Source organism: Streptacidiphilus sp. PB12-B1b, from assembly GCF_014084125.1.
Classification (GTDB): domain Bacteria; phylum Actinomycetota; class Actinomycetes; order Streptomycetales; family Streptomycetaceae; genus Streptacidiphilus.
Map to the genome: position 1 here is coordinate 6,556,541 of NZ_CP048405.1, position 23,495 is coordinate 6,580,035.

The window sequence follows — 23,495 nt, forward strand, 5'->3', positions numbered from 1 at the left end:
TCTCCGATCGAGTAGTGGGTGCGCGGTCACATGAGGCGGTCGAGCAGGGCGGTGCCGTAGTGGTGGAGGGTCTGGTCGCCACTCTCGTGTCCGCGGACCAGGGCGGTGGCGGCCTCGTAGGCGCCGAAGGTGTGCAGGACGGCGCTCTCGGCGGCGGTGGGTGTGCCGTAGCCGCGGTGGAAGGCGTCGCGCAGGTGCGGGGAGGTGGGCCAGTGCCGGTGGTGCAGGCGGGCGAGGTCGCGCAGGCGGGCGTCGGGTCGCATGTGCTCGAAGTCGACGACGGCCAGTCCGGTGGTCGCTGACCAGCACCAGTTGCGGGGCTGGTAGTCCAAGTGGCAGGCAGCAGCTTCGAGTTCGGCCTCGGCCAGGTCGGCTGCGGCGGCGTGCAGGAACGCGCGGCTGGCGGCGCTGGTCAGGCCGGCATGGTGGGCGCGGTCGGCCCAGCCGGTGAGCCTGAGCGCGAGCTGTCGGCCGAGTTCGGACGTCAGCGGGGTCAGGGTGGCGGCGTGCAGGGCGCGAAGGGCAGTGCCGGCCGCCTCGTAGATCCGGGGCTGGTCCGGGTGGTCCAGGGGCAGGGCGGTGACAGGGGTGCCGGGTACTTCGCTCAGGAGCAGGGTGCGGCTCGCCTCGTGGTGGGCCACCAGGGCGGGGACTTTCGCGCCGACGTGGTGCGACCAGCTGGTGTAGGCGCGCAGTTCCTGGGCGAAGCGTCCGGGCTGCTGGTGCTGCTTGGCGTAGAAGCCCCGGCCCTGGGCGTCGGTCAGGTGCAGGATGCGCTCGGGCAGGCGCGGGTCGGGGTGGACGGTGACCTCGCCGGCGACGATGCGGGCCAGTTCCAGGCGGGGGTCGGTCAGCGAGGTGGTCACGGCTGCGCCTCCCCAAGGTGGGCGGTGTCGTTGTGCCGCTCCAGCAGCCAGCGCCGCTGGCCGCGGGTGTTGCGGTGGTGCTGCCAGCGGGTGAGGGAGGCGTGGTCGACGGTGAAGCCGACCGCAGCCTGGTCGACCGGGCCGAGGAGCAGGGTGTGCAGGGCCTGGACGCTCTCGCCGTGGACCGCCAGCAGGACGCGCTTGGCACGGTGCTGCTCGATGAGCTGGTCGAAGGCGAGGCCGGCGCGGTGGAGGTAGCCGTTCCAGGTGTCGGAGCCCTCGGCCCAGGGCTGGTCGGGGCGGGCGTGGGGGCCGCCGCCGTGCTGGTCCTTGACGGTGCGCCAGGGCTGGCCGTCGGCGGCGCCGTGCACCGGGCCGTCCAGGACCGGCTCCACCGTCAGCGGCAGCTTGAGCGCGCCCGCGAGGATCTGCCCGGTCTGGCGCAGCCGCAGGCGCGGGCCGGCCAGCAGGACGTCGAACGGGCGCTCGGCGTGTTCGGCGGCCAGGCGGCGCGCGGCGCGTTCGACCTGGGCGGTGCCCTGGTCGGTCAGGCCGGTGCAGGTGAGCGGGCCGCCGACGACGCCGTCGCGGTTGCACTGGGCCTGGCCGTGGCGCAGCAGGACGAGTTCGGTCTCGATCACGGGGTACTCCCGGAGGCGGGCTGCGCCGGACGCGGCGCATACGGGTAGTGGGGGCGGTCGTGGTACGGCGCGGTGAGGGCTTGGTGCAGTTGCAGGTGTCCGACCAGGGCGTCCCCGCTCACGGTCAGTCCCGGGCCGTAGCGGCTGGCGGCGGCGTTGTAGGCGTCGCGGGCGGCGTGGAGGCGTGCGGGGGACAGGCGGCCGTGGGCCAGGGCGAGGGTGTGCAGCAGCTTGGCCAGGTCGTAGCCGAAGGGGGCCAGGGTGAGGTCGTCGAAGTCGACGGTGCGCACCTCGCCGGCGGCGGTCAGCAGGAAGTTGCGGGGGTTGCTGTCCTTGTAGAACGCCGCCGGTCCGGTGGCGGTGGCCTCCAGCGTGCGCAGGAGCCGCAGCAGCGAGCCGTCGGCGGGCAGGTACCCGCTCTCGGCCCGGCGGCGCAGCGCCTCCTGCCGGGTGTGGAGGTAGTCCGGCATCCGGCTGTCACCGGCCCGCCAGGGCTGGTCGAGTCGGGCGCCGCGCAGCTCGACCGCCCACGCCCGGCCGTGAACGCCGCCGAGCAGGGCGGCCAACTGCGGCAGGTCGCTGGGGTGCGCGTGACGCCCTGGCAGGGGCTCGAAGTCCAGGCTGGTGTTACGTACGTCCAGCAGCAGAGGCAGCCCCAGCTCCGGGGCCTTCTTCCAGAGCCAGAAGTAGTTGCGCACCGCCGTCTCGCGCTGTGCCCTGCTGGTGTACTGCTTGGTGAACGGCACCTGGTTCACCGGCCCGCCTCTGTCCCGGCGGCAGGGCGAAGGGTCAGCCGGGGGTGACCTGGGCCAGCCAGCGCTGGGCGCCTCGGCGGCTGGTCAGCACCACCACCTGAGCGTGCGGCGCGTGCTCGTGGACCTTGGCCAGTACCCGGGGCCGCATGCTGCGGCGGTAGCCCAGGACGTACTTGATCAGCCCCCAGTGGATGCGGTTGTGCACCCCGTTGCCCTTGTGGCCGCTGCCGTGGCGGAGCTGGCGTCCGAGCAGGCCGCGCAGGCACGCCAGGGTGGAGACGTCCATCAGCACCACGGTGTCGCAGGCCGCGAGCCGGATCGGCAGGGTGGAGTTGTAGTTCCCGTCGATCACCCAGCGCGGCTGGGCGACCAGCTCCTGCTGCCGCTGGGCGAACTTCTCCTTCGGCAGCTCGTTCCAGTCGTCGTCGTAGAACACCGCGTCCAGGTGCGTGACCGGCGCGTTCAGCCGTTCGGCGAGCAGCCGGGCGAGGTGGGACTTGCCGGAGCCGGAGCAGCCGACGATCGAGACCTTGTTCACGATTCTCCACGGTAGCGGGGTGGGACGGGGCGGCAGGGCTGCTCGCCCCGTTGTGCACAACTGCGGTCGGAGCCTGCTGGTTCGGGGGCCTCATGCCGTCACCCGCCAAAGGCTCGGTGTGGCGGCGCTCCCGGCGGGCCGGCGCAGCAGCCGGTCGAGGGTGGCGGCCTGGGTGCTCAGGCGGAACAGCTCCAGCCGGTCCAGGCAGGCGCTGATCAGCTCGGCGTGCTCGTCGGTGCCTTCGATCTTTCGCAGCCACGCCAGCTTGTCCCGCACGTGGGCGCCGGAGTGGACGATCAGCGGGCGGGGCACGAACAGGTGCGCGCCGGAGATGTCCGCCGGGGCCAGCGGAAGGCAGCCGGCCAGCACCGCCTCGAAGATCCGCTGCGTCATCTGCCCGGCCGTGGCGTAGCGCTCGGGCAGCAGCAGCACGGTGGCCAGCGAGCGCCGGTGCAGGGAGTCGACCTCGCTGAACGGCATTCGGCCGGTGAAGCGCAGGCCGGGCCAGCGGTCGGTGTCGGTCCACTTCCCGGCGACCTGGTGGTGGACGTCGGCCGCGGCGGGCGCGAAGTAGCGGGAGAACGCGGCGTCGCGCTCGTACTGGTTTCCGGCGTAGGTCAGGGTGATGGGGCGCGGCAGGGCTGCCAGGGCCTGCGGGTCGGCGGCGTCCAGCAGACGGTCGTCGGCGGGGAAGAGGAGGCGGTGCGCGCCGGGGGTCACGGTCAGGGAGGCTTCGCAGACGGTGACGGCCCGTGCCCGGCGCCAGTGGCTGTCGGCGGGCAGCTTGCGGTCCTTGTCCCAGATGATGGTGGGCAGTTGTCGGTCGGCGGTGTAGTGGGCGAGGAGGTCGTCCTGCCGTTGCAGGTCGCAGGTGTGGCCCGGCGAACCGCACACGGTGGTGTTGCGGCCGGGGATCGGCCAGCGCCACTCCAGCACCAGCGCGTCCAGCGCCGGGAACCCGGCCGGGTCAAAGCGGAACGCCTCCCCGGGCGCGGGGTCGTGGGCCTCGGCGCGGTCGCGGTCGGCCTGGAGCAGCACCAGGTCGTGGCCGTGGCCGGCGAGGGCGTCGAGGAGGGGGCGGCGGTGGCTGCGTCCGCCGTCGGGGGTGTCGGTGATGCCGTTGCCCAGGAAGCCCCAGCAGCTGTATCCGATCCTCATCGGACCACCCACCGGTCTTCGAGCAGCAGCGCGTCCAGGCCGGACTCGGTCAGGCAGTTCAGGGCCATCTGCGGGGTGCCGCACATCGGCTTGCCCTTGATGTTGAGCGAGGTGTTGATCAGCACCGGCACGCCGGTGATCTCGGCGAACGCTTCCAGCAGCGCGTGGATGAAGGGGTTCTGGTCCGCGGTGACGGTCTGGAGGCGGGCGGTGCCGTTGGCGTGGACGACGGCGGGCACCAGGGTGCGGGCGGCCTGCGTGGCTCGGGCGGCCATCGACATGAACGGCGCCTGCTGGCCCAGCGCGAAGAACTCCTCGGCGCGCTCGGCGGTGACCATCGGCGCGAACGGGCGGAACGGCTCGCGGAACTTGACCACCTTGTTCAGCCGCTCCACCACGTTCGGCAGCAGCGGCGAGGCCAGGATGGAGCGGTTGCCCAGCGCCCGCGGCCCGGCCTCGACCCGGCCCCGGAAGACCCCGATCACCATCCCGGCGGCCAGTCGCTCTGCCAGGAACCGGGCGAGGTCGCCCTCCTCCAGGGCCTTGCCGTCCAGCAGCGGGTGGGCGGCCAGGGCCTGGTCGATGTCCTGCTCGCCGTAGGAGGGGCCGAGGTAGCAGGCACCGTGAATCCCGGTCAGCGGGTGCGCGGTGTCCACACGGGTGTGGACGGCTGCCGCAGCGCCGAGGGCGGTGCCGGCGTCGCCCGGGGCGGGCGGCACGAACACCTCCTCGAACAGGCCGGAGTCGATGATCCGGCCCACGGCTACGCAGTTGGTGGCCACCCCGCCGCCCAGGCACAGCCTGCGCGACCCGGTCAGCTCCTTCGCCCGGTGGGCCAGGTGGAGCATCACCTGCTCGGTGCGCTCCTGGAGGGCAGCGGCCAGGTCCTGGTGGACCTGCTCGATCGGCTCCCGGTCGCGGCGAGGGGTGCAGGTGGCCTGCCGGAACGCCGGCGAGGTCCGCGACCAGCCGGAGGTGAGCACGCGCACCGGGAACAGCGCCGGGTCCACGGCGAAGCCGGTGTCGGTCAGCGGCACCGCCTGCGCGAACAGGGAGCGGAAGCGGGCGGGGTCGCCGAGCGCCGCCAGGGCCATCACGGTGCCCTCCTCGTCGCCGCGCCGCCAGCCCAGGTGCTCGGTGACCGCGCCGTAGACGTAGCCCAGCGAGGCGGGGTCGTCGACCGCCTGCACCTGGCGCAACCTGGGCTGTTTGGCGTTGCGGGCGTGGGCGATGGTGGTGGTCTGTCGCTCGCCCAGGCTGTCCACCACCAGCACCGCCGACTCCGACCAGCCGGAGGCGGTGAACGCCGCCAACTGGTGTGCCCGGTGGTGCTTGACCGCCACCACCCGCGCGGCCGGGAACCGCTGCCCGATCTCCCTCAGCCGGTAGCGGGTGCGGGCGGCGACTTTGGCGAACCCGGCGGCCCGCGCCACCGCCCGGTCCCGGCGCACCGGGTCGGCGGCCATGGCCAAGGTCCGGGGCAGTTCGGCCAGGTAGTCGCCGGGGCGGAAGTTGTAGCCGACCGCCGTCACCTCGCCCGCCGTCAGGCCGGCCTCGGCCAGCAGCCACTCGACGGCGCGCTGCGGGAACTCCTTGGTGTGCTTGCGCTCGACCAGCCGCTCCTCCTCCACGAACCCGACCAGGTGCCCGTCGACCAGCAGCGCGGCGGAGGAGTCGTGGGTGAAGGAGCACAGGCCCAGGACCACGTTCGGGGGCTTCACCGCGTCACCGCCCCGGCGGTCGCCGACTGGGTGCCGCGGTGTCGGCGGTGCTCCAGCTCCTCGAACCACGCCTCCAGCCCCTGCCGCATCGGCCCGGTGGCCAGCGCGGCGAAGGTGCGGGCCTTGTCGTACCGGCCCTCCTTCCAGCAGCGGTAGCCGGCCATCACGGCGGTGAAGGAGTCCCAGGCCGGGTGGACGGTGGGCTCGAAGCCGCGGACTCGGTCCAGCATCGCGTCGAAGCCGGACCACGGGGTGGCCAGCGAGTCCATCTCCGGGCTGGCCACCTTGCCCAGCGCGGCATCGGCCAGGTCCAGATCGGTCTCGTACAGGTGCAGCGAGTCCACGTGGTGCCGGTACTCGCCCAGCTCCACGCCGAGCCAGCCTGCCACCAGCTCGTGCAGCACGGTGAAGGTAAACAAGTCGTACGGCAGCCCGGTCCAGACGTCCTGGCTGCGCATGGTGGTGGCCATGTGCAGCCGCCCCTGGCGCAACTGGAAGCGCCAGCCCAGGGTGCAGGGGATGTCCTTGTGTCCGGGCGCGTCGGCCTGCGGGTCGTAGAGCTGGATCACGGCCTGGCGCGAGTCGGGGTCTCGGCGCAGCAGCTCCACCACGTGTTCGAGCTGGTCGACCTCACCGCGCCAGGAGCGCAGCCGCGGACCGTAGGCGCCGCGCAGCACCCCCTCGTCGGCGTACTGGCGCAGACGGGAGTTGTAGTCGTAGATCCACGGGTCGTTCGACCCGGACAGAATCCACACGCACTCGGCGGCGGCGAACGCGGTGTTCAGGACCCGGCCGCCTGCGGCGGCGGGCAGCAGCAGGCGTGCGCGCGGCCGGGTCAGCCGCAGCGTCACGCCCAGGGCCTCGCGGGTGGGCAGGCCGCGCGGGCTGGCCTTGTCGCCGTCTTGGGAGAGGGTGATCGCCTGCTCGAACAGGTCGGCGACGCTCTCCGCGGTCATCGTGGTCATCAGGGACGGACTCCTTCCGCAGCCCGCGCGTGCGGGCTGCACTCGCCCGGGGCGGTGGTCGCCGCCCCGGGGGTTGCGCGGTCGATGATCAGTTCGGCGATGTCGGCGGCGCTGGTGCCGCTCCAGCGGCACACCGCCTCGCGCGCTTCCCGGCCAGGACCACCCGCACCGCCTTCGACGGCGTTCAGCGCGGCCGTGACCTGCTGCGCGGTGGAGCAGGCCGTGGCAGCGCCCTGTTCGGCCAGGGCGAGGGTTTCCGCCCCGGGCAACGCGAGTTCCAGCACCGGGAGGTTCAGCAGCACCGCTTCCAGGCCGCAGGTGGAGGCGAGCGTGGCCACCGCGTCCGCGCCGGCCAGGCAGCCGCGCGCCCCGATCTCCGCGTCCGCGACCGCCAGCGGCACCCCTCCGGCCGCGGCGGCAAGCTCCACCAGGTCCGCGTCCTGCGCCGGATGCGGGGCCACCACCAGCCCCCAGCCGCCGCCCGCGGCCCGCACACCGGACGCCAGCACCTGGATCTGCTCCCGGAGCTGGCCCGGGGAGACCGGTTGCGCGGCGAACATCAGCACCCTCCGCACCCCGAACCAGCCCGCCCTCAGCAGCAGCTCCAGGAGGTAGGCCCGCTGCCCCTCGCGGTCGGCTCCGGACAAGGAGTCGAACCGCGGCTGGCCCAGGACGTTCACCTCGGCGTCCGGGCGCTCCACCCACTGCCTGGCGAGGACGGCGTCGCGCTCGCCCATCACCACCTGGTAGCGGGCCAGCAGCGCCGGCCGCGAGACGCTGCCGGGCAGCCACGCGCCATGCTGGACATTGAACGCCGCCACCCCGGCACGCTCGGCGGCCCGGACAGCCAGCACACCCAACGGGTTGATGTCGCTGGCGACGACCACCGCCGATGGCTTAGCGGCGGCGAGCTGCTGCTCCAGCCAGCCCTCGACCTCACCGCTCGCGCGCCAGGACGGCTGCGTGCACCCGGCGCTCAGCCCGACCACCAGCGACGCCAGGAACTCCAGGCGCTCCAGCGACACCTGCACGCCGGCCACCGTCGCAACCCGGCCCCAGGCCGTCGGCGCCTCGGGGCAGGCATCAGGCCCGCCGTGCAGTCGAAGCCTCCAACCCGGCACCGCCGCTACTCGCCCAGCGGCCTCGGCCCGGACCTGCTGGGCCGGGTCGCTCGCCAGGTCCAGCAGCACCGTGCTGTGGCCGCGGCGGCGCACCTCGGCGAGCACCGGCTCCAGCGTCGCCGCGTGACGCGACGACCACGAGACACCCACCACCTCCGCCGGCCCCGCTGCCCGCTCCTGCGCCGGGCTGCTCGCCGGGACGATGGCGTCGGATCTCGACAGGCCGACGTCGTAGGCGTGGTTCCGGTGGAGCGAACCCCCCAGCAGGTAGGCCACGGCGGACCAGGTGACGGTGTAGTACCGGTACTCGCGCGCGCTGCCGCGCCGGGTCGTCACCAGCGCCTCCCCGGCGACCGGCCGTATGGCCCCCGGGACCGCCGCGAACGCCGGGTGCGTCCCCAACTGCAACAGCTTGCGGACCACTTGGGCGATCAGTCGCCGCACCGGCACATGGTGCACGTCCAGCCAGCCCACCCCGCCCGGAGTGCGCCACTGCGCGCCCGTCGCCTCCATGCGGCCCATCAGGTCGGCGGTCACCTGCCGCACCAGCGCCCGGTCCACCCCGCGCTGCTCCAGCGCCGCCGTGCTCACTGCCCCCCTGCGCCGGCTGACCCCCGGGCGGGCCAGCACCCAACGCCCCGCCGAATGACCGGCTTCGCCGAGCCAGAACAGCTCGCTCGCCGCGCTCACCTCGGCCTCCCCGCGGCCGTCGGGCACGGGGCCGCCTGCTCCAGCAGGTGCAGCAGGTCGGCCGGAGTGCGCGCGGTCAGCGGCGGGACCGCCCCCGGATCGCCGTAGCCCCAGGCCGCCAGGACGAAGTGCATCCCCGCCCGCTCGGCTGCCTCCTGGTCCACCGCCATGTCCCCGACGTACACCGCCTGGGCGGGGTCGACCCCCAGCTCCAGCACCGCACGCAGAAGTGGATCAGGGGCCGGCTTGCCGCGCCCGTCCCCCAGCGCCCGCACCACGGCGAACGGCGTGCCGAGCCGCCCCAGCAGCGGCACGGCCCGGTGGAGCGGCTTGGACGTCACCACCCCCAGCACCCACCCCGCCGAGGCGAAAGCCCGCAGCACCTCCTCCACGCCGTCGAAGACGGTGGCCAGCTCCGCGTTCTCCAGGGCGGCCTCGTCGTAGGTGGCGTGGATCTCCGGTGCCGGCCCGACCTCCAGCAGGTCGAGGATCTCCTCGAACGGGCGTCCCAGGTGCTGGCGGTAGTGCGCGAAGGGCACTGCGACGCCGTGCCGTTGCTGTACTGCCGACCAGGCTCTTTGCATGACCGGCAGGGTGTCCACCAGGGTGCCGTCCAGGTCCAGGAGCAGCACCTTGGCACCGGGGATCGGGCAGCTCACTGGTCGGCCGTCGCCGTGCCGAGCCGTCGGTATGGTGACGCGGATGTTCGTGGCGTCGATCATGAGAGGGCTCCTTCTGCGGCACCCGGGTGGCGAAGCCCTACGCGAGGGCGGGCGGACTCCTGCTCCAGGTCGACGTCGGTGACGCCGAGCAGGCAACGGACCAGTTGGCTGGCCAGCACCCATGGCACTCGCGGGTGCGTGTACGGGACGGGATCGCCCGGCGGCAGCGCCATCGGCTCAGCGAAGCGGTCGAGGATGTAGGAGGTCCCCAGTACTCCGAACAGCAGCGGGTGCTGTACCCGCATCGCCTGGAAGCCGTCGGCCAGGTAGCGGCACTGCTCTGCGGAGAGCAGCGCGTGGGCCAGGCACAGGGGCGGCTGCGCGGTCAGAACCCCTTCGCTGACCGTGTTCTCGAAGGACCCGCGCAGGAAGAGCCAGCCCTGGTGGTTGTGGTCGGCCGGCCTTGTGCACACCTGGCACAGCAGTCGCTCCATGCAGATCCGCTGGCGCTGGGGGTGTACGTCCTTCCAGCGCGGGCGGCCTACCGGCAGTTGAGGGACGCGGCCCCAGAGCACGCCTCGCTCGTCGCGGTCCTCCGGGCGCTCGTCCTGGTAGCCGATGCCGCGCCCCGCCGAAAGCGCCACGAGGCGTGCACAGCTGGGGTCCTCGCCCGCACGGGCGGTGATGAACGGCACCGCAGTCGGCTTGCTGCTCATCCCGCAGCCCCGCGGCCGACCGGGTCCAGGCAGCGTCCGTCGGGCAGTACCGCGCCGGTGTCCTCGAAGACCAGGACCCCGTTGCACAGCAGCGCCCACCCCTGCTCGGGGTAGCTGGCGACCGCGATGGCGGCCTGCTGGTCGGGGCTTCCGGCCGACGGGCAATCAGTCTTGTGCTGGCACATCATCAGACTCCGAGGACGTGAGGAGGCGGGCGGAAGCTGGCCCGGACAGGGGGTGCTCGGCCGGCCCCGGATCGGGCTGGGGGAGCCCAGGACAGAAGTTCGGGGCCGACCGAGGTGCAGCTCCCCGCGGCCGGGAGCAGATCTCACCGGCCGCGGGGAAGTTCAAGCGGCAAGCCAGCGCCGCGCGGTGCGCTCCAGCGGGGCGGGCAGCGCTCTGCGCAGCGCCCGCCCGCGGCTGGTGCGGGCCAGTCGCACCGCGGCTTCGGAGACGCGTGACGGTCCGCGCAGCTCGACGGCCGCCCAGAGCACGCGGCCGGGACCGTTCGGCCTCGACTCCATCCCCCACCGGCACGTGTTGCTGTCGAGGGACGCCAGCAGCTGGGAAAGCAGCTCGTTACCGGCGCGGTCCACCATCTCCACGGTGACGGCGTTGCCCGCATTCAAGGAGACGGTGACCTCGATCTGAACGAAGCGCGCGCCCACCACGACCGCGCGACGAAGGAGCGCGATCACCACGGCGAGGCGTTCCATCTGCTCCACGGTCAGCGCGGCTCCCCATTGCAGCAGTTGGCGGTCGACCGCATCGGAGATCTGCCTGCTCGTCCGGTCGGCGGGGAAGAACCACGTCTGGATCTGCATCATCACCGTTCTCCTCCAGCGGAGTTGCACGTAGGTAAGCCGCCGGCCTCGGGGAACCTGGTCGCCGTGCGCGCCGCGAGTTCGGTCACAGGTCCCTCACCGCCCCGAGCACCCGGGCCACGATCCGGACGTCCGTGCCGCTCCTCGGCGGCTCGGCGGCCACAGCGATGTCCGCCCAAACCGCCTTACCGGCAACGGGCAGTGGGAAGGCGCCCCAGTCCCTGGTCAAGCCGCTCACCACGAGCAACCCCCGGCTGTCCTCCGCGCCGGGTGCGGGCGTCCGGCGGATCGGCATCTGCGCACTCGCGTCGAACACCAGCACCCGCACCACGGCGTCGTCTGTGGAATCGGCAAGCAGGTCGAGCGCGATGTCGAACACTGGGATGCGGTCCGCCTCGCCCTTGGCATGCCGGAGGACGTTCGTCACCAATTCCATGACCACCAGGCGCACATCCGGCCGGACACTGCGCGGCACCCCCCAGTGCTGGAGGGCCTGATCCGCCAGCGCCCGGGTGAGGCGCGGGGCCGTCTCGTTGGCCACCAGCCTCAGATGCTGGTGGTCGCGGATAGGCAGTGACGGTGGCCGACTCGCCGCAATGGTCATGTTCTCGACAAGTAGTGCTGTGGATGTCCCCACTTCGCTCCTCCTCTCCGGGGTTGCCGATGCTGGGGCCGGGAAGGCTCCGCCAGCGGCTCCGTCTCATTAAGCGCCTGGCGAGGCCGAAAGTGGCGGTACCCAAGCGGACGGATCGAGCAGTCCGCTTCAGCAGCTAGGCGGCGCACGGCCAGACCCGCGCCACCAGCGGAAACCCGCATCGGGCTCGCGCTGGAAGCGGACAGGAGCCAGTGCGAAGCGGACAGCACCCGGAATGGCACGCTGGCGCCTCACCGTGTGCCGAGTGCCGCTGAGCAGCAGCCGCATCACCACCGAAGGGCCGCAGGCGAATCCCATGGGTCGGCCCCCTCGGTTGTGTCGGCTGCGGCCTTCGGCCGCGTTCCTGCACGTTCTGGCTTGAACCGATCACACACCGGTACCGGCCGGGGAACAATGACTTAGGGCGATCCAGGACCGATCCCATGGCTGGAGGAGGGCGCCTGTGCCTGATCAACTGCGCGAGGATATGCGCGACCGCCGACGGGCCTCGGGCCTGCCCTGGTCGGCCTTCGCCCGCGAAGCCGGCTTCGCCGCGCCGTACCTGCGCAACGTGGAGAACGGGAACAGGAAGATCACACCGGAAGTGGTGGCCGCCTACGACCGCGTCCTCCACACCGGCGGCACTTTCGCCGCCGAGCTGGCGGCGACGCCCGCCGCCAGCGCGAAGGAAACGGCGTGGAACAGGGACGGAGGCATCGCCGTACTGACCGACTTGGTGAACGGGAGCAATGTGGACCGTCGGAGCTTCCTCACATCCGGGATCGCACTATCGCTGTCAGCGGTCAACTGGGAGAAGGCCCTCGCCACGGGCACGCCGCTCCCATCCCCGTCGGACGATCCCGCGCAGCTCGCACGGATCGAGGGACGCCTGGATGATCTCCGCCGTCTGGACGACGAACTCGGCAGCGGAGAAGTCCACCGGCTCGCGCGCGGAGAACTCCTCTACGCCGTCACTCTGATCAAGACGGGCCGCTACTCCGGCACCTCCCTGGACCGGTTGTTCAGCATGGCCGCAGAGGCGGCACGCCAGGTGGCGTGGAGCGCGTTCGACCAGGGCCGACCCGGCACGGCCCAGCGGTACTTCGACGGCTCCCTGCGCGCCTCCGCCATCGCCGGCGACCCGCTCAGCGGCGCCTACGCGCTCTCCTTCGCCGCCATCCAGTGCTACTCCACCCCGCACCAGGCACAGCGCGCCGTCTCGCTGCTGGAGACCGCTCGGGAGAAGGTCAAGCACACAGCCACCCCGCGGATGGAGGCCATGCTCGCCGCCCGCACCGCCCGTGCCCTGTCGAAGGCCGGCGAAGGCAAGGAGTGCGCCCGCCAGCTCGCCATCGCCCGAGCAGCCCTGGACCGGGGAGTCCACGACGACGATCCCAAGACCCTGTACTGGGTCGACTACGGCGAGATCGAGATGATCGCCGGCTCCTCCGCACTACAGCTCGGCGACCCCGACGAGGCACTGCGCTGCTTCGAAGCGGCCATGGGCGCCGCCTACCCCGGGGACGACGAGTACCCGCGCAGCCACGCGATCTACCTCGCCCGCGCGGCCGAGGCCCACCTCGCCAGGCACGACCTGGACGCCGCCGTCGCCAGCGCCCGGCACGCCGCCCGGTGCCTCGGGGTCGTGGACTCCGCCCGTTCGGCCTCCGAACTCGCCGGCCTGCGCTCCCTGCTCGCCGCCCACGCCGGGCACCGAGGAGTGCGCGAGTTCCTAGAGATCGGGTAGCCCGAGGGCGGCCCGGAGCTGCGCGGCGGCGACTCGCTCGTCCAGGGCGTGCAGGGTGCTGAAGCCTAGACGCTGCGCTGCCACGAGGTTCTCCTCGCTGTCGTCAACGAACAGGCACTCCTCGGCGTCCAGGCCGAGCTTGTCGAGGACCAGCTGGAAGATCGCCGCATCCGGCTTCCGTACTCCATGCTCTGCCGAGAGAACGACCTCGTCGAAGGTGCCGGTGAGGTCGAAGCCTGCGTACGGGTCGTACGGCTGCCGGCCAAGGCTGTTCGACACCACGGCCGTCCTCACCCCCGCGGCGCGGGCCTCCTTCGCCACCTTCAGGACGAGGTGGGCAGGGAACGCGTCGTGCAGATACCGGGCGAGGAGGTTCTCCGAGGGCACCCCCATCAGGGCAGCGAACCCGGAATTCCAGTCCGCCTGGCTGATCTCTCCCAGCTCCAGGCGGCGGAACAGCTCCTGCCCCAGCGGATCTGCCCAGGCCCGCAGGAAGGTGCCCCGCCGGATCTTCTCCCGGTCCTCGAACCCCGAGATCACCTCAACCATGTTGAAGGTCAGGACCCCGAAGAAGTCGAAGACCACACCGCGGAACCTTGAAGCCGTCGCCATCCTGCAAGCCTATCCAGGCGCAGCAACTGCCAACCGCTCTCTGGTGCGTCTCACCGAGACCCTCATTGCGTGGTGGGGATTGGACCCGATCGCATAAGTCCGAAGTGGCTCCCTGCCTCCCGCCAGCACGGTCTAATGGTGTCGAGGCTGCTGACCAGTCGGCTCTGGCGCCTCAGCCTGCATACGAAGGACGGGGATCGTGCCGCAGCCGAGACGACCGCTTCAACCCAACCGGTCGGCGGTGGACTGGTTCGGCGCCGAGATCAGGTACTGGCGCGAGCTGCGCGGCCTGACCCCGAAGCAACTGGGGGATTTAGTCGGCCTCAGTGCAGACGCCGTCGAGAAGATCGAGAAGGGCGACCGACTGCTCTCAGCCGAGCACGCCGCCAAGATGGACCAGGAACTGCGCACCGGCGGCGTTCTGGCCCGGTTCCGGCCCTTCGCCAAGGCCGAAGCGGACAAACGGAGAATCGAAGCGGACAGACGGAGAATCGTCAGCCCGCCTCCCCGGCCTCGCGGCAAGCTGGACGGTAAGCAGCCGACCAGGGAGGCGACCTTGGAGGCCCATGCCTTCGCTGCATCTCCGCCAGAGGGTGGCTGGGATGATCCTCAACAGGTCTTCTCCCAGGTACGTGCCCTGACCGGTGCAACCGTCATGGGTGCCGCGGAGATCCTGGACTCCTCGATCATCGCCCTGGTCGAGTCCTACGAGGCCCGCGGCCCCCAGGCGCTAGCCCCTGAAGCGCGGAGCCTCCGAGCGCTCTCCCACCAACTGCTCGCCGATCGCGGCCTCGGCGCCAACGACCGGCGCGAAATTCTTCACCTGGCCGGGCGCGTCTCAGCGCTGCTCGCCTACATGGCCGTCAACGCGGGTGCTCCTCTGTTGACCAGCCAGGCGTATGCGGTCGAAGCCGCAGCGCTTGCCAACGAGATCGGCGACACGAACCTCGCGGTCTGGGTGGCGGGCACTCGGTCGCTCGCCCTGTACTACGCGGGCAGCTACGCCCAGGCGGACGCGATTGCGGCGGCTGGCATCGCACGCTCGCCGGACAGCGCTCAGAGCATCCGGCTCCTGGTCAACGGCCGGGCTCGGGCACTTGGGCGGCTGCACAACCGATACGGCGCAGAGAAGGCGATACAGCAGGCCCTCGACCTCGCCGCGCAGCACGAACTCCCCAGCGGCCTGACCTCTTGCATCGCACTCGACGAGCCGTACTCACACGCCCGGCTGCTGGCCAACGCCGTCACGGCCCGGCTCTCGCTCGGCGACGCCGGACAGGTGAACCAACTCGCGTCGCAGATCGAGGGCCTAGTGGACTCCTCCGACTCAGCCTGGAGCCGGGCGCTGGTCCGGCTCGACCAGGCGACCGCCTGCCTGGTCGGGAAATCCCCCGACGTCGACCGGGCCATGGAGTTGGGCAGGCAAGCGCTCAGGGCAGGAGAGGCCACTCCGATCCGCTCCGTTCTACAACGAGCGCAAGAGCTTCACCAGGCAGCTGCCCCGTGGTCCACCCACTCAGCAGTACACGACTACGCCGCCGCCCTCACCACCTGGCGTTCCTCCCCCGCCGCCGGCCTGCTCACCACATGACGAGGACCCCGATGCCCGATCTCGCCTACCACCCGGCCGCCTTCCCCCGAGCCCTCCCTCGGACAGCGACTCCCCCGCCGCGATCATCGCCTCGGACCAGCACGCCTTCGACCAGCTCACGCGGACCAAGGATCATTGGAACCGCCCCGGCTGGTCCGACAAGACCAGGATCATCTACTGGCTGCTGACGTTCGATGAGGACCCGGCGCTGACGAAGTCCGCGGCCGACATCCAGAGCGCGCTCGCGCCACTCGACTACGACCTGATCGACGCTGCGGATCTGCACCTCACCCTGACCCGCGCCGGATCACGAGACCAGATCACCGACTCCGAGATCGACACGCTCACCAGCATCGCTGCCGACCGCCTTGGCCCGATTTTCGAGCTGACTGCTCACCCCCTGGCCGGCTCTGCGGGTGCTGTCCGATACTCCGTCACACCCTGGACACCGGTCATCGCCCTGCACGCGACTCTCAGCACCGTGCACGACGAACTGGGTCTTCCCGGGGGAAAGTCGACCGAGCGCTTTCGACCCCACCTCGGCGTGGCCTATAGCCGAGGCGAGCGTGCGGCACAGCCAGTGATCGACACCGTGGCCACCCTTCGCGCGTTGCCTCCGGTCGACCTCACGATCGCACACGTCGACTTGGTCGAGCTGAGGCGTGAACCTGGCCGGTACGCCTGGGATCTGCTGCACCGCGTGCCGTTGGCACAGACAGGAACGACGGAGGGCTGAGGGGCCGGAGCCGGTCCTAGGCTGCGTCGCCGAGAGGCAGGCTCTCCACCTTCGAGCTCAACACCGTCGGCTTCGTCATCGTCGGCCTCTTCATCGCCACCTGGGCCTTCGCCCTCATCTTCTGGCGTGTCGCCGCATCCAAGACTAGTGGACCGCTAACCTCCAGACACCCCAGCAAACCGCCGAGTGAACAACAGGCCCTGGTGACGGAAAGTGGCCGCCCCCTTGACCCGGTCGCCCTCGACTGCAATCCCCTCCCCGAGGCGCGCTGTCCCACCGGCTCCCGCTCCGGAAGGGCCGCCAAGTCGGCCGGGGGGGTTGAGGCCGGCCCACCAGCTGCGGATCAGCACCGTTCAAGGCACTCCGAGGCCGCCGCCGCAGCGCTGGCGAACCCCGTGCCCACTTCGTGCCCCAAGCATGGGTCCACAGGGGTCTGCACAAGTGCTGTCCATCGGCGGGAGATGGACCGCGATGGGGATAAAACCACAGGTCAAGTGCTTATGGAGAGTGGATCCCCATAGGTTTCCCAAGCTCAGGGCGCAGCATCGGCCAAGCCGACTCACACCTTCGCCGAAGTTCCAGCAGCGGAACACCGTTGCCCAAGCGCCTTTCATGATCGTAACGTGTATCTGCGCTGGTCAGATACCAGTGGCCACCACGCCTACCACATCTCCCCGGCTCGGCCAAGCTCCTGATTCTCCGCACGATGGGGACTGATCGTTCCTCAGCCGCCGGAGTCGAATATGTCCAGCTCTACCGCCAATTCCTTCCCACGCCCCACCGCCTTCGTCACACTCCCCCAGGCGGCCGAATACCTCGGCCTCTCCGCCAACACGCTCTACGTTTGGCGGCACCGACGCCAGGGGCCGCCGAGCTTTCTCATGGGGCGGCGGGTGATGTACCGCATCACCGCCCTTGACGCCTGGGTCGCCGACCAGGAGAAGGCCGACTCCCGCTCGAATCCCGCTCTCAACCCCCTCAACCGGAGGCCCGAACGGCGCAGCTCTCAGCGCCATCAGCAGTAGCTCTCGCGCAGCACACCCATTGGATGCCGGATCCCCGGCCCCAGCGGACGGCAGCCGCAGGCCCGTTCGTCCGCTTCGAGCTGCCCATGCGGGAGAACCACCATGTCCGGCTACATCGAAGACCGATGGCTCAAGAAGCGCCCGAACAGCCAGACGGGGAAGCGCGAGCGCACCGCCCGGTGGGGCACGGGTGCGCGCTACCGGGTGAAGGGCATCCCGGGCGTCAAGGACCGCTCCTTCGACTCGAGCGAGGACGCGAAGACTTGGCTCGCCACCGCCAAGACGGACACCTCGCGCAGCGAGTTCGTCGATCCGCGCGACGGAGCCATCCTGCTCTTCGACTATGTCGAGCAGCACTGGTGGCCGAGCCGCACCGACGAGCCGTCCACCGCTGCCCCCATGCGGAGCCGGATCTGGCGGCACCTCCTTCCGCTTCTCGGTTCGTACGCGCTGCGGGACATAGACGCTGCCGCTCTCCGTCTCTTCAAGGCCGGGCTGCTGGAGCGGGTGGACAGCTCGACCGCCGAGGTCATCTGGATCCATCTGGCCACGATCCTCGCCGCTGCCGTCGAGGACGGGCGCCTGACGAAGAACCCGTGCAAGGCACACCGGACCGTCAAGCCGCCGAGGCGGATCAAGTCCAAGGCCCAGGCGTGGACCCGCGAGCGGGTGGCCACAGTGCGCGCCGGCCTCCAGGAGCGCTACCGCTTCGCCGTCGACATCGGCGTCGGTCTCGGCCTGCGCCAAGGCGAAGCCTTCGGGCTCGCAGAGGAGGACTTCGACTTCGAGGCCATGGTCGTCAACGTGCGCCGCCAGCTCCGCTGGGACCACCGGTCACGGCCATACTTCTGCCTTCCCAAGGGGCAGAAGACCCGCACGGTGCCGATGTCACCCAACCTCGCCCGCAGGGCGAAGGCGCACGTCCGCAAGTTCCCGTCGACGGAGTGCACCCTTCCGTGGCGCAACCTGGAGCCCCCGACTAACAAGCTGGAGGAACGTCAGCGGAAGCCCATAACCGTCAACCTGATCCTCACCTCCTCCCAGGGCAACCGCATCCTCTTTCGGACCTGGAACGAGAAGTCCTGGAAGCCTGCCTTGGTCGCCGCCGGCGTGATCAAGGTGGTCGGCGAGGCGATCAAGAAGAGCGGAGCTCGGCTACGCACCGTGCCGGTGTACGAGCTGTCCCGCAAGGACATGTTCCACGTGCTGCGGCACACCTACGCCAGCGTCCAGCTCGAAGCCGGGGAGTCGATCGTCAGCCTCTCCGAGTGGCTCGGTCACGCCTCCCCCAACATCACGCTCGACCACTATGCTCACTTCATGCCCTCCGCCGGTCGTCGGGGTCTCGCCGCCATGGATGACTGGCTGGACGATGCACCGGAGCAAAATGGCCCCGAGCAGTCCCCCCTGACGGAGCAAGTCTCCGAAAGTCCCTGGCGCAATCTCGGGTGAGACCAGCTCTGGCCTGGGTCGCTGCAGGGCGCGGGCGACAACCGTCCCGATCCCTAACGGCGCATGGAGGTGCGGTAACTCCTATAACCTCAGCCGAGGTCAAGGCGAAGGCGGCGGAGGTACGCGTCGATCTGGGCCAGCCCGGGCCAGTCAGTGCCGCGCAGAGTAGAGGTCTCCGCTCGGAGCTGCTGGCCGATCTCCAGCGCCTTCGAGAGGTTCTCGGTCGCCGCGTAAAGGCTCATCAGTCGGGACAGCGCGTCAAGGTGGCGGCTGACCGCATCCTCGTCGTCGGGGTCCGGCGCGGTCCCGCTGATACGGTCGAAGGCACGGATGGCGGCGGTGGCTTCGCCGAGTTCCATCCGGCACTGCGCGACGTAGTACCAGCAGAGCTGCGCCTGCTCGTCCTGGTCGCCGTAGCGCTCGGTGTAGTCGCCGGCGAGCGGCTCGAAAAGCGCGAGCGCTTCGGAGTGGCTTCCGCCCAGGAACTTGACCTGGGCAAGGCTGAACTCCATGTCTTCCCGAAGCTCGGGATCCTGCGCTCTCGCGATGGCCTCACTGAGGGCGTCCGCGGCCTGGGTGAACTGGCCCTCTTGGGCGAGGCGCGCGGCGAGGTCGGACACCACATCCGCTTCCTGCTCGCTCAGGGGTGAGGGGGCCGGAGCTAGGCCCGACCCTTCGGCCGGCACTGGCGGAGGCGACGAGGGGACAACAGTCGTCGGCGTGTACTCGGAGGCGGAGCCAGCTGCGCGTGTGCGACCCCCGAAGGGCCGCAAGAACGGCAGGCGCGGATCGAGAGTGCCGTCGTCGGGAGCGGCGGTTGGCGTCCCGGTTGCCGCGTGGACGAAGGGGAGGAGGGCGTCGTAGACCTCCATCGCGTCCATGCGCTGCTCGGACTCCTTGGTGAGCATCGCGAGCAGCAGCTTCTCAATGTCCGCCGGAATGTCGGCACGCAGGGTGCGGAGAGGTGGGGGCTGGGTGTGGACGTGATGCCACATGTGGGAGCGACTGTCGTCGGGGGTGAACGGCGGCTTACCGGTGAGGAGTTCGTAGAGCACGCAGGCGAGGGCGTAGACGTCTGCGGCGGGGCCGACAGCATTGGCCAGGCTCTGCTCGGGCGACATGTAGGGCGGGGTGCCCACGGTCATGCCGACCTGGGTAAGCCGGGGCAGGGTGCCGACTCCGCGCAGGGCTGCGACGCCGAAGTCGAGGACCTTGACCACGCCGCCCGGCGTCAGCATGAGGTTGGAGGGCTTGATGTCGCGGTGGACGACATCGTGGTGGTGCACCGTGTCGAGGACGGAGGCGATCTGGGCGCCGACGGCGGCGGCCCAGGAGACGGGGACCAGTTCGGTATCGTAGTCGGTCTCGTCGATGAAGGTCTGGAGTTCGCGGCCCTTTAGGAGCTGCATGACGACGTAGAGGCGTCCGCTGCTCTCGTCCGTGCCAGTGTCGAAGACGGCGGGCACGCCGAGGTGTTCGATACCGGCCGTAATCTGGACCTCGCGCAGGAAGCGTGCGCGGCGGGTCTGCAGGGTCTCCTGGAAGGCCGCGCCCTGGAATCCGGGCGGGACAGGGCTCTCGGCCAGCATCATCTTCACGGCGACGCGCCGGTCCAGGCGTTCGTCGTACGCCTGCCAGACCTCGCCCATGCCGCCCGCCCCGATGGGGGTGTGCAAGCGGTACCGACCCGCGATCACACGGGCCGGTTCACCGGCGTCGAAGGTCGGTGCGCCGTGCACCATCCGTGGTCTCCTCTGCATGGGCGGAGCCAACAGCCCTCGCCTGTCGTGTACTTGCGGTGCTTTCGGATCAAGGCTAGGGCGTCGGGGGTTCTGCTCGCCGGGTTCCGCTGGACTTCAGTTCGGCGGCCCTCTGCTCGGTGGCCCTGCGCTCGGCCTCGCGCCGGACCGGGCGGCGGATGAGCTGGTACGCCTGCTGGGTCGCGACCTGCTTGAACAGGCGATTGACGGCCGCGTCGTCGAAGTAGCGGACCATCAGCGCGTCGTTGGACGCGGCCTGGTCGATGACGATCCGGTCCAGATCCTTCTCCAGCTCCCCACCGAAGACATCCTGGTCCTGGTGCAGTGCGATGGCGCGCAGCTCGGGATCCTCGCTGACGGCGACCACCAACTGGCCGAGGAGGATCTGGTCGGTGGTGGAGAGTCCGGTGCCGTACTCCTCGTTGACGGACTGGATGACCTCGGCCAGCGACATCTCCTCGGCCTCGGCCGCCCCTGCGCCGGCTTCGGGCACCAGGCCCGGCAGGAGTTGCGCGCCGGCGGCTTCCAGGTGCAGTTCGGGAGCACCGGTCTGGGTGATGCGCATGTGGCTAGGGACGACCGCCCCGATGTCCGCGCCGGCGCTGCGGAGCGGTGCGGGCAGGCGGCGGAGCAGGAAGCGTCCGTACTGGTAGAGCCGCTCCAGTTCCGTGTTCTCGAAGCCGATCACGTGGGAGAGCCAGCCGTATGCCTTGGTGTACGACTCCAGGGCGCGGCGGAACTCGGCGGCGGTGTCGGGCTCGGTGGCGTTGAGGCCGTTGAAGCGGTCCAGGGCGGGCTGGAGGTATCCATAGAGCCGGGCGTGCGCCTTCAGGACGGCGGTGTCGGTCGCTCCGTTCTGGAAGGCGGTGAAGTAGGCGGTGACGAAGGCGTCCATCTCGGCTTCGACCAGGAGCTGGTAGGCCATCACCTCGCGTTCGCGGTCGAACAGCAGGTTGGGGTCGGTGGGTTCGGTGATCGACGCCTCGTAGTACTGCTGGAACGCCTGCTCGATGTCCTCGGGGCGGTTGGCGAAGTCGAGGATGAACAGGTCCTCGGTGGCCTTAAGAGGGTGGGTGCGGTTGAGCCGGGAGAGTGTCTGGACGGCGGCCAGCTTCACCAGGATCTTGTCCACGTACATGGTGGTCAGCAGCGGCTGGTCGAAGCCGGTCTGGTACTTCTCGGCGACAACGAGGATGCGGTACTCGGGCTTGGGCACGGAGGGCGGGTTCGGGTCGTCCGCGCGGGTGTAACCGAAGCGGGCGGGCAGTTCGCGCTCGGGAAAGCCGTTGAGCTTGGGCTCGGTGTACTCGATCCCGTCGTGGGTCAGCGCCCCGGAGAAGGCGACGAGGGTGCCGCAGTCGGTGAAGCCGCGCTGGTCGATGTAGGCGCGCATGGCTTGGTAAAGCCGCACGGCGTGCTCGCGGCTGGAGGTGACCACCATGGCCTTGGCCTGACCACGGAGACGCGGGCTGGAGTGCGAGCGGAAGTGGTCCACGATGATCTTCGCACGGGAGGCCATCGACGCCTCCGACAGCAGCGCGGCCCGCACCAGCTTCGAACGGGCCTTGCGCGGGTCCACCTGCTGCTCGGCCTCGTCCGCGGCGGCCTCCTGGAGCTTGAAGTAGGTGGCGTAGGTGACGTAGTTGCCGAGTACGTCGAGGATGAAGCCCTCCTCGACGGCCTGCCGCATCGAGTAGACGTGGAACGGCCCCTTCTCCTGCTCTCCCGAGGCGGGGTTGGCGAGAGGGGTGCCGAAGAGGTCGATCGTCTTCGCCTTGGGAGTGGCCGTGAACGCAAAGAAGGACAGATTGGGCTGCCTGCCCCGGGCCAGTGCCGCGGCCGTCAGGGGGTCACTGTCCTCGTCCACGGCGTCCGAGCCGAGACGGCCCAGCGCCCTCTTCAGCGCCGCTGCGCTCTCGCCGCCCTGCGAGGAGTGCGCCTCGTCGATGATCACCGCGTAGCGCTGGCCGCCCAGTCCGGCGACCTTGTCCAGCACGAAGGGGAACTTCTGCACTGTCGTGATCACGATCCGGGCGGTCGGCCCGGCCAACGCGTCTGCGAGCTGCTGGGAGCTCTCGTCGATCCGCACGACCACGCCGGCCTTGTGGTCGAACTGGTAGATAGTGTCCTGCAGCTGCTTGTCCAGGAGGCGGCGGTCGGTGATGACGATGACCTTGTCGAAGACCAGCTGGTTCACCCCCAGGCCGGACGCGAGCGCGGCCGGCGCAAGCAGCGCGGGGTCCTGCGGGGTGTGCAGGCTGGACAGGCGGTGCGCGAGCCAGGCGATCGTGTTGGACTTGCCCGAGCCCGCGGAGTGCTGGATCAGGTAGTTCTCCCCCGCGCCGTGGCGAGCCGCGTGCGCGGTGAGCTTGCGCACCGCGTCCCACTGGTGGAACCGGGGGAAGATCAGCGGCTGCGTGTGCGCGCTGCCGGGCTTGTGGGACGGCGCCCGGCCGGCCTTCGCGGCGGCGTCCTCCACGTGCAGGAACCGCTGCAGCAGGTCCAGCCAGTTGTCACGCGCCCAGACCTCATCGAAGAGATAGGAGGTGGGGTACGAGCCGTCGGTGGTCGCCGGGACGTTGCCCGCCCCGCCGATCTGGCCAGGGCCACCAGAGCCGGTGTTGAAGGGCAGGAAGCGCGTCGTGTCTCCGGCCAGACGGGTCGTCAGGAAGGCGAGCGTCGGATCGACCGCGAAGTGGACCAGGCTGCGCTTGGAGAAGAACAGTTCCTTCGGATCGCGGTCGCGGCGGTACTGCCGCTTGGCGTCCTCGACGGTCTGGCGGGTCGTGTTGTTCTTCAGCTCCACCGAGGCGACGGGCAGTCCGTTGAGGAAGAACGCCACGTCGAGGGAGTCGGCCGGGCGTGAAGCGGAGTAGTGGAATTGGCGCACGAAGGTGAGCCGGTTGGCGTCGTACTCCGCGAGGGCGTCGGCGGCAAGGGTGTGCGCGGGACGGAAGTACGCGAGCTGGATCTTCACGTTCCGGTCGTTCACCCCCTGCCGCAAGACGTCGAGCAGCCCGCGCGAGTCGATCTCCCGCGCGACCCGCTTCGCGAACCGGCCGATTGCCTGCTGCTCCTCCTCGCCGTACGCGGCCTGGAGCGCAAGCCACGCGTCGTTCTGCGAGGCACCGAGGAACGCGGCCAGTTCGGAGGTATCGATACCGAGTGCGTGGTCGTAGGTGTTCGACAGCCCGCGCTGCCAACCGCTGCGCAGCAACGCCGCTTCGACGGCGTTCTCGAATGCTTTCTCGGTGTACACGCGGGCGTCGTTCATCTGAATC

Annotated in this window: 21 protein-coding genes; 5 read left to right on the plus strand and 16 right to left on the minus strand. The window is 70.6% G+C overall.

All coding sequences use genetic code 11. The annotated features are described in order from the left end of the window. Positions 1-26 precede the first annotated feature (26 nt). The 13 genes from GXW83_RS28525 to GXW83_RS28585 form a co-directional block, all read right to left on the minus strand. Positions 27-866 (minus strand): aminoglycoside phosphotransferase family protein, encoded by an 840-nt coding sequence (locus tag GXW83_RS28525; RefSeq protein WP_182445919.1) that lies wholly within the window; start codon positions 864-866, stop codon positions 27-29. Then, positions 863-1,507 (minus strand): histidine phosphatase family protein, encoded by a 645-nt coding sequence (locus GXW83_RS28530; protein ID WP_182445920.1) that lies wholly within the window; start codon positions 1,505-1,507, stop codon positions 863-865. The genes GXW83_RS28525 and GXW83_RS28530 overlap by 4 nt, the downstream gene beginning before the upstream one ends. Next, positions 1,504-2,262, minus strand: coding sequence for a phosphotransferase (locus GXW83_RS28535; protein WP_182445921.1), 759 nt, complete (start codon positions 2,260-2,262; stop codon positions 1,504-1,506). Before GXW83_RS28535 ends, GXW83_RS28530 begins: the two co-directional genes overlap by 4 nt. Positions 2,263-2,296: 34 nt before the next feature. Continuing rightward, entirely contained in the window at positions 2,297-2,800 is a 504-nt protein-coding gene (locus tag GXW83_RS28540) for a topology modulation protein (RefSeq protein ID WP_182445922.1), read from the minus strand. Positions 2,801-2,890: 90 nt separating this feature from the next. Beyond that, positions 2,891-3,958: a hypothetical protein gene (locus GXW83_RS28545; protein ID WP_182445923.1), complete on the minus strand. Its 1,068-nt coding sequence runs from the start codon at positions 3,956-3,958 to the stop codon at positions 2,891-2,893. Further along, entirely contained in the window at positions 3,955-5,679 is a 1,725-nt protein-coding gene (locus GXW83_RS28550; protein ID WP_225447306.1) for a carbamoyltransferase C-terminal domain-containing protein, read from the minus strand. Before GXW83_RS28550 ends, GXW83_RS28545 begins: the two co-directional genes overlap by 4 nt. Then, the gene (locus tag GXW83_RS28555; RefSeq protein WP_182445924.1) at positions 5,676-6,644 is read right to left on the minus strand and encodes a thymidylate synthase; all 969 of its coding nucleotides are present in this window, start codon (positions 6,642-6,644) and stop codon (positions 5,676-5,678) included. The genes GXW83_RS28550 and GXW83_RS28555 overlap by 4 nt, the downstream gene beginning before the upstream one ends. After that, entirely contained in the window at positions 6,644-8,482 is a 1,839-nt protein-coding gene (locus tag GXW83_RS28560) for a hypothetical protein (protein ID WP_182445925.1), read from the minus strand. Before GXW83_RS28560 ends, GXW83_RS28555 begins: the two co-directional genes overlap by 1 nt. Beyond that, positions 8,452-9,177, minus strand: a complete 726-nt coding sequence (locus GXW83_RS28565; protein ID WP_182445926.1) for an HAD family hydrolase — start codon at positions 9,175-9,177, stop codon at positions 8,452-8,454. Before GXW83_RS28565 ends, GXW83_RS28560 begins: the two co-directional genes overlap by 31 nt. After that, positions 9,174-9,833 carry a hypothetical protein gene (locus GXW83_RS28570; protein WP_182445927.1) on the minus strand — a complete coding sequence of 220 codons (660 nt, stop codon included), beginning with the start codon at positions 9,831-9,833 and terminating at the stop codon, positions 9,174-9,176. Before GXW83_RS28570 ends, GXW83_RS28565 begins: the two co-directional genes overlap by 4 nt. Next, positions 9,830-10,018, minus strand: coding sequence for a DUF5999 family protein (locus GXW83_RS28575; RefSeq protein WP_182445928.1), 189 nt, complete (start codon positions 10,016-10,018; stop codon positions 9,830-9,832). Before GXW83_RS28575 ends, GXW83_RS28570 begins: the two co-directional genes overlap by 4 nt. A 162-nt stretch (positions 10,019-10,180) precedes the next feature. Continuing rightward, the gene (locus GXW83_RS28580) at positions 10,181-10,660 is read right to left on the minus strand and encodes a hypothetical protein (protein WP_182445929.1); all 480 of its coding nucleotides are present in this window, start codon (positions 10,658-10,660) and stop codon (positions 10,181-10,183) included. A gap of 82 nt (positions 10,661-10,742) precedes the next feature. Next, entirely contained in the window at positions 10,743-11,198 is a 456-nt protein-coding gene (locus GXW83_RS28585) for an ATP-binding protein (RefSeq protein ID WP_182445930.1), read from the minus strand. Positions 11,199-11,754: 556 nt separating this feature from the next. Here GXW83_RS28585 and GXW83_RS28590 point away from each other — a divergent pair. After that, positions 11,755-13,038 (plus strand): helix-turn-helix transcriptional regulator, encoded by a 1,284-nt coding sequence (locus tag GXW83_RS28590; RefSeq protein WP_182445931.1) that lies wholly within the window; start codon positions 11,755-11,757, stop codon positions 13,036-13,038. Here the strand turns inward: GXW83_RS28590 and GXW83_RS28595 are convergent. Next, the gene (locus GXW83_RS28595) at positions 13,024-13,650 is read right to left on the minus strand and encodes an HAD family phosphatase (RefSeq protein WP_182445932.1); all 627 of its coding nucleotides are present in this window, start codon (positions 13,648-13,650) and stop codon (positions 13,024-13,026) included. The two genes, GXW83_RS28590 and GXW83_RS28595, sit on opposite strands and share 15 nt — an antisense overlap. Before the next feature lie 199 nt (positions 13,651-13,849). Here GXW83_RS28595 and GXW83_RS28600 point away from each other — a divergent pair, with 199 nt between their 5' ends. The 4 genes from GXW83_RS28600 (at position 13,850) to GXW83_RS28615 (ending at position 18,454) form a co-directional block, all read left to right on the plus strand. Next, complete coding sequence (locus GXW83_RS28600; RefSeq protein ID WP_182445933.1) at positions 13,850-15,241, plus strand: helix-turn-helix transcriptional regulator; 1,392 nt, start codon at positions 13,850-13,852, stop codon at positions 15,239-15,241. Between the two features lie 262 nt (positions 15,242-15,503). Next, positions 15,504-15,977, plus strand: a complete 474-nt coding sequence (locus tag GXW83_RS34550) for a 2'-5' RNA ligase family protein (protein ID WP_370466898.1) — start codon at positions 15,504-15,506, stop codon at positions 15,975-15,977. Positions 15,978-16,720: 743 nt separating this feature from the next. Further along, positions 16,721-17,002 (plus strand): AlpA family transcriptional regulator, encoded by a 282-nt coding sequence (locus GXW83_RS28610; protein WP_182445934.1) that lies wholly within the window; start codon positions 16,721-16,723, stop codon positions 17,000-17,002. A gap of 102 nt (positions 17,003-17,104) precedes the next feature. Beyond that, positions 17,105-18,454, plus strand: coding sequence for a site-specific integrase (locus GXW83_RS28615; protein ID WP_182445935.1), 1,350 nt, complete (start codon positions 17,105-17,107; stop codon positions 18,452-18,454). 89 nt (positions 18,455-18,543) lie between these two features. On the opposite strand, the gene GXW83_RS28620 is transcribed toward GXW83_RS28615, so the two are convergent. After that, the gene (locus GXW83_RS28620) at positions 18,544-20,196 is read right to left on the minus strand and encodes a protein kinase (RefSeq protein WP_182445936.1); all 1,653 of its coding nucleotides are present in this window, start codon (positions 20,194-20,196) and stop codon (positions 18,544-18,546) included. A 73-nt stretch (positions 20,197-20,269) separates the two neighbouring features. Next, positions 20,270-23,488 (minus strand): type I restriction endonuclease subunit R, encoded by a 3,219-nt coding sequence (locus GXW83_RS28625; protein ID WP_182445937.1) that lies wholly within the window; start codon positions 23,486-23,488, stop codon positions 20,270-20,272. Positions 23,489-23,495: the final 7 nt, after the last annotated feature.

Bases quoted from the DNA above. Each gene is read 5' to 3' on its own strand.
- GXW83_RS28610 (WP_182445934.1), top strand. From the start codon at position 16,721: ATGTCCAGCTCTACCGCCAATTCCTTCCCACGCCCCACCGCCTTCGTC.
- GXW83_RS28620 (WP_182445936.1), bottom strand. From the start codon at position 20,196: ATGGTGCACGGCGCACCGACCTTCGACGCCGGTGAACCGGCCCGTGTG.
- GXW83_RS28565 (WP_182445926.1), bottom strand. From the start codon at position 9,177: ATGATCGACGCCACGAACATCCGCGTCACCATACCGACGGCTCGGCAC.
- GXW83_RS28575 (WP_182445928.1), bottom strand. From the start codon at position 10,018: ATGTGCCAGCACAAGACTGATTGCCCGTCGGCCGGAAGCCCCGACCAG.
- GXW83_RS28615 (WP_182445935.1), top strand. From the start codon at position 17,105: ATGTCCGGCTACATCGAAGACCGATGGCTCAAGAAGCGCCCGAACAGC.
- GXW83_RS28570 (WP_182445927.1), bottom strand. From the start codon at position 9,833: ATGAGCAGCAAGCCGACTGCGGTGCCGTTCATCACCGCCCGTGCGGGC.
- GXW83_RS28555 (WP_182445924.1), bottom strand. From the start codon at position 6,644: ATGACCACGATGACCGCGGAGAGCGTCGCCGACCTGTTCGAGCAGGCG.
- GXW83_RS28545 (WP_182445923.1), bottom strand. From the start codon at position 3,958: ATGAGGATCGGATACAGCTGCTGGGGCTTCCTGGGCAACGGCATCACC.
- GXW83_RS28625 (WP_182445937.1), bottom strand. From the start codon at position 23,488: ATGAACGACGCCCGCGTGTACACCGAGAAAGCATTCGAGAACGCCGTC.
- GXW83_RS28595 (WP_182445932.1), bottom strand. From the start codon at position 13,650: ATGGCGACGGCTTCAAGGTTCCGCGGTGTGGTCTTCGACTTCTTCGGG.
- GXW83_RS28580 (WP_182445929.1), bottom strand. From the start codon at position 10,660: ATGATGCAGATCCAGACGTGGTTCTTCCCCGCCGACCGGACGAGCAGG.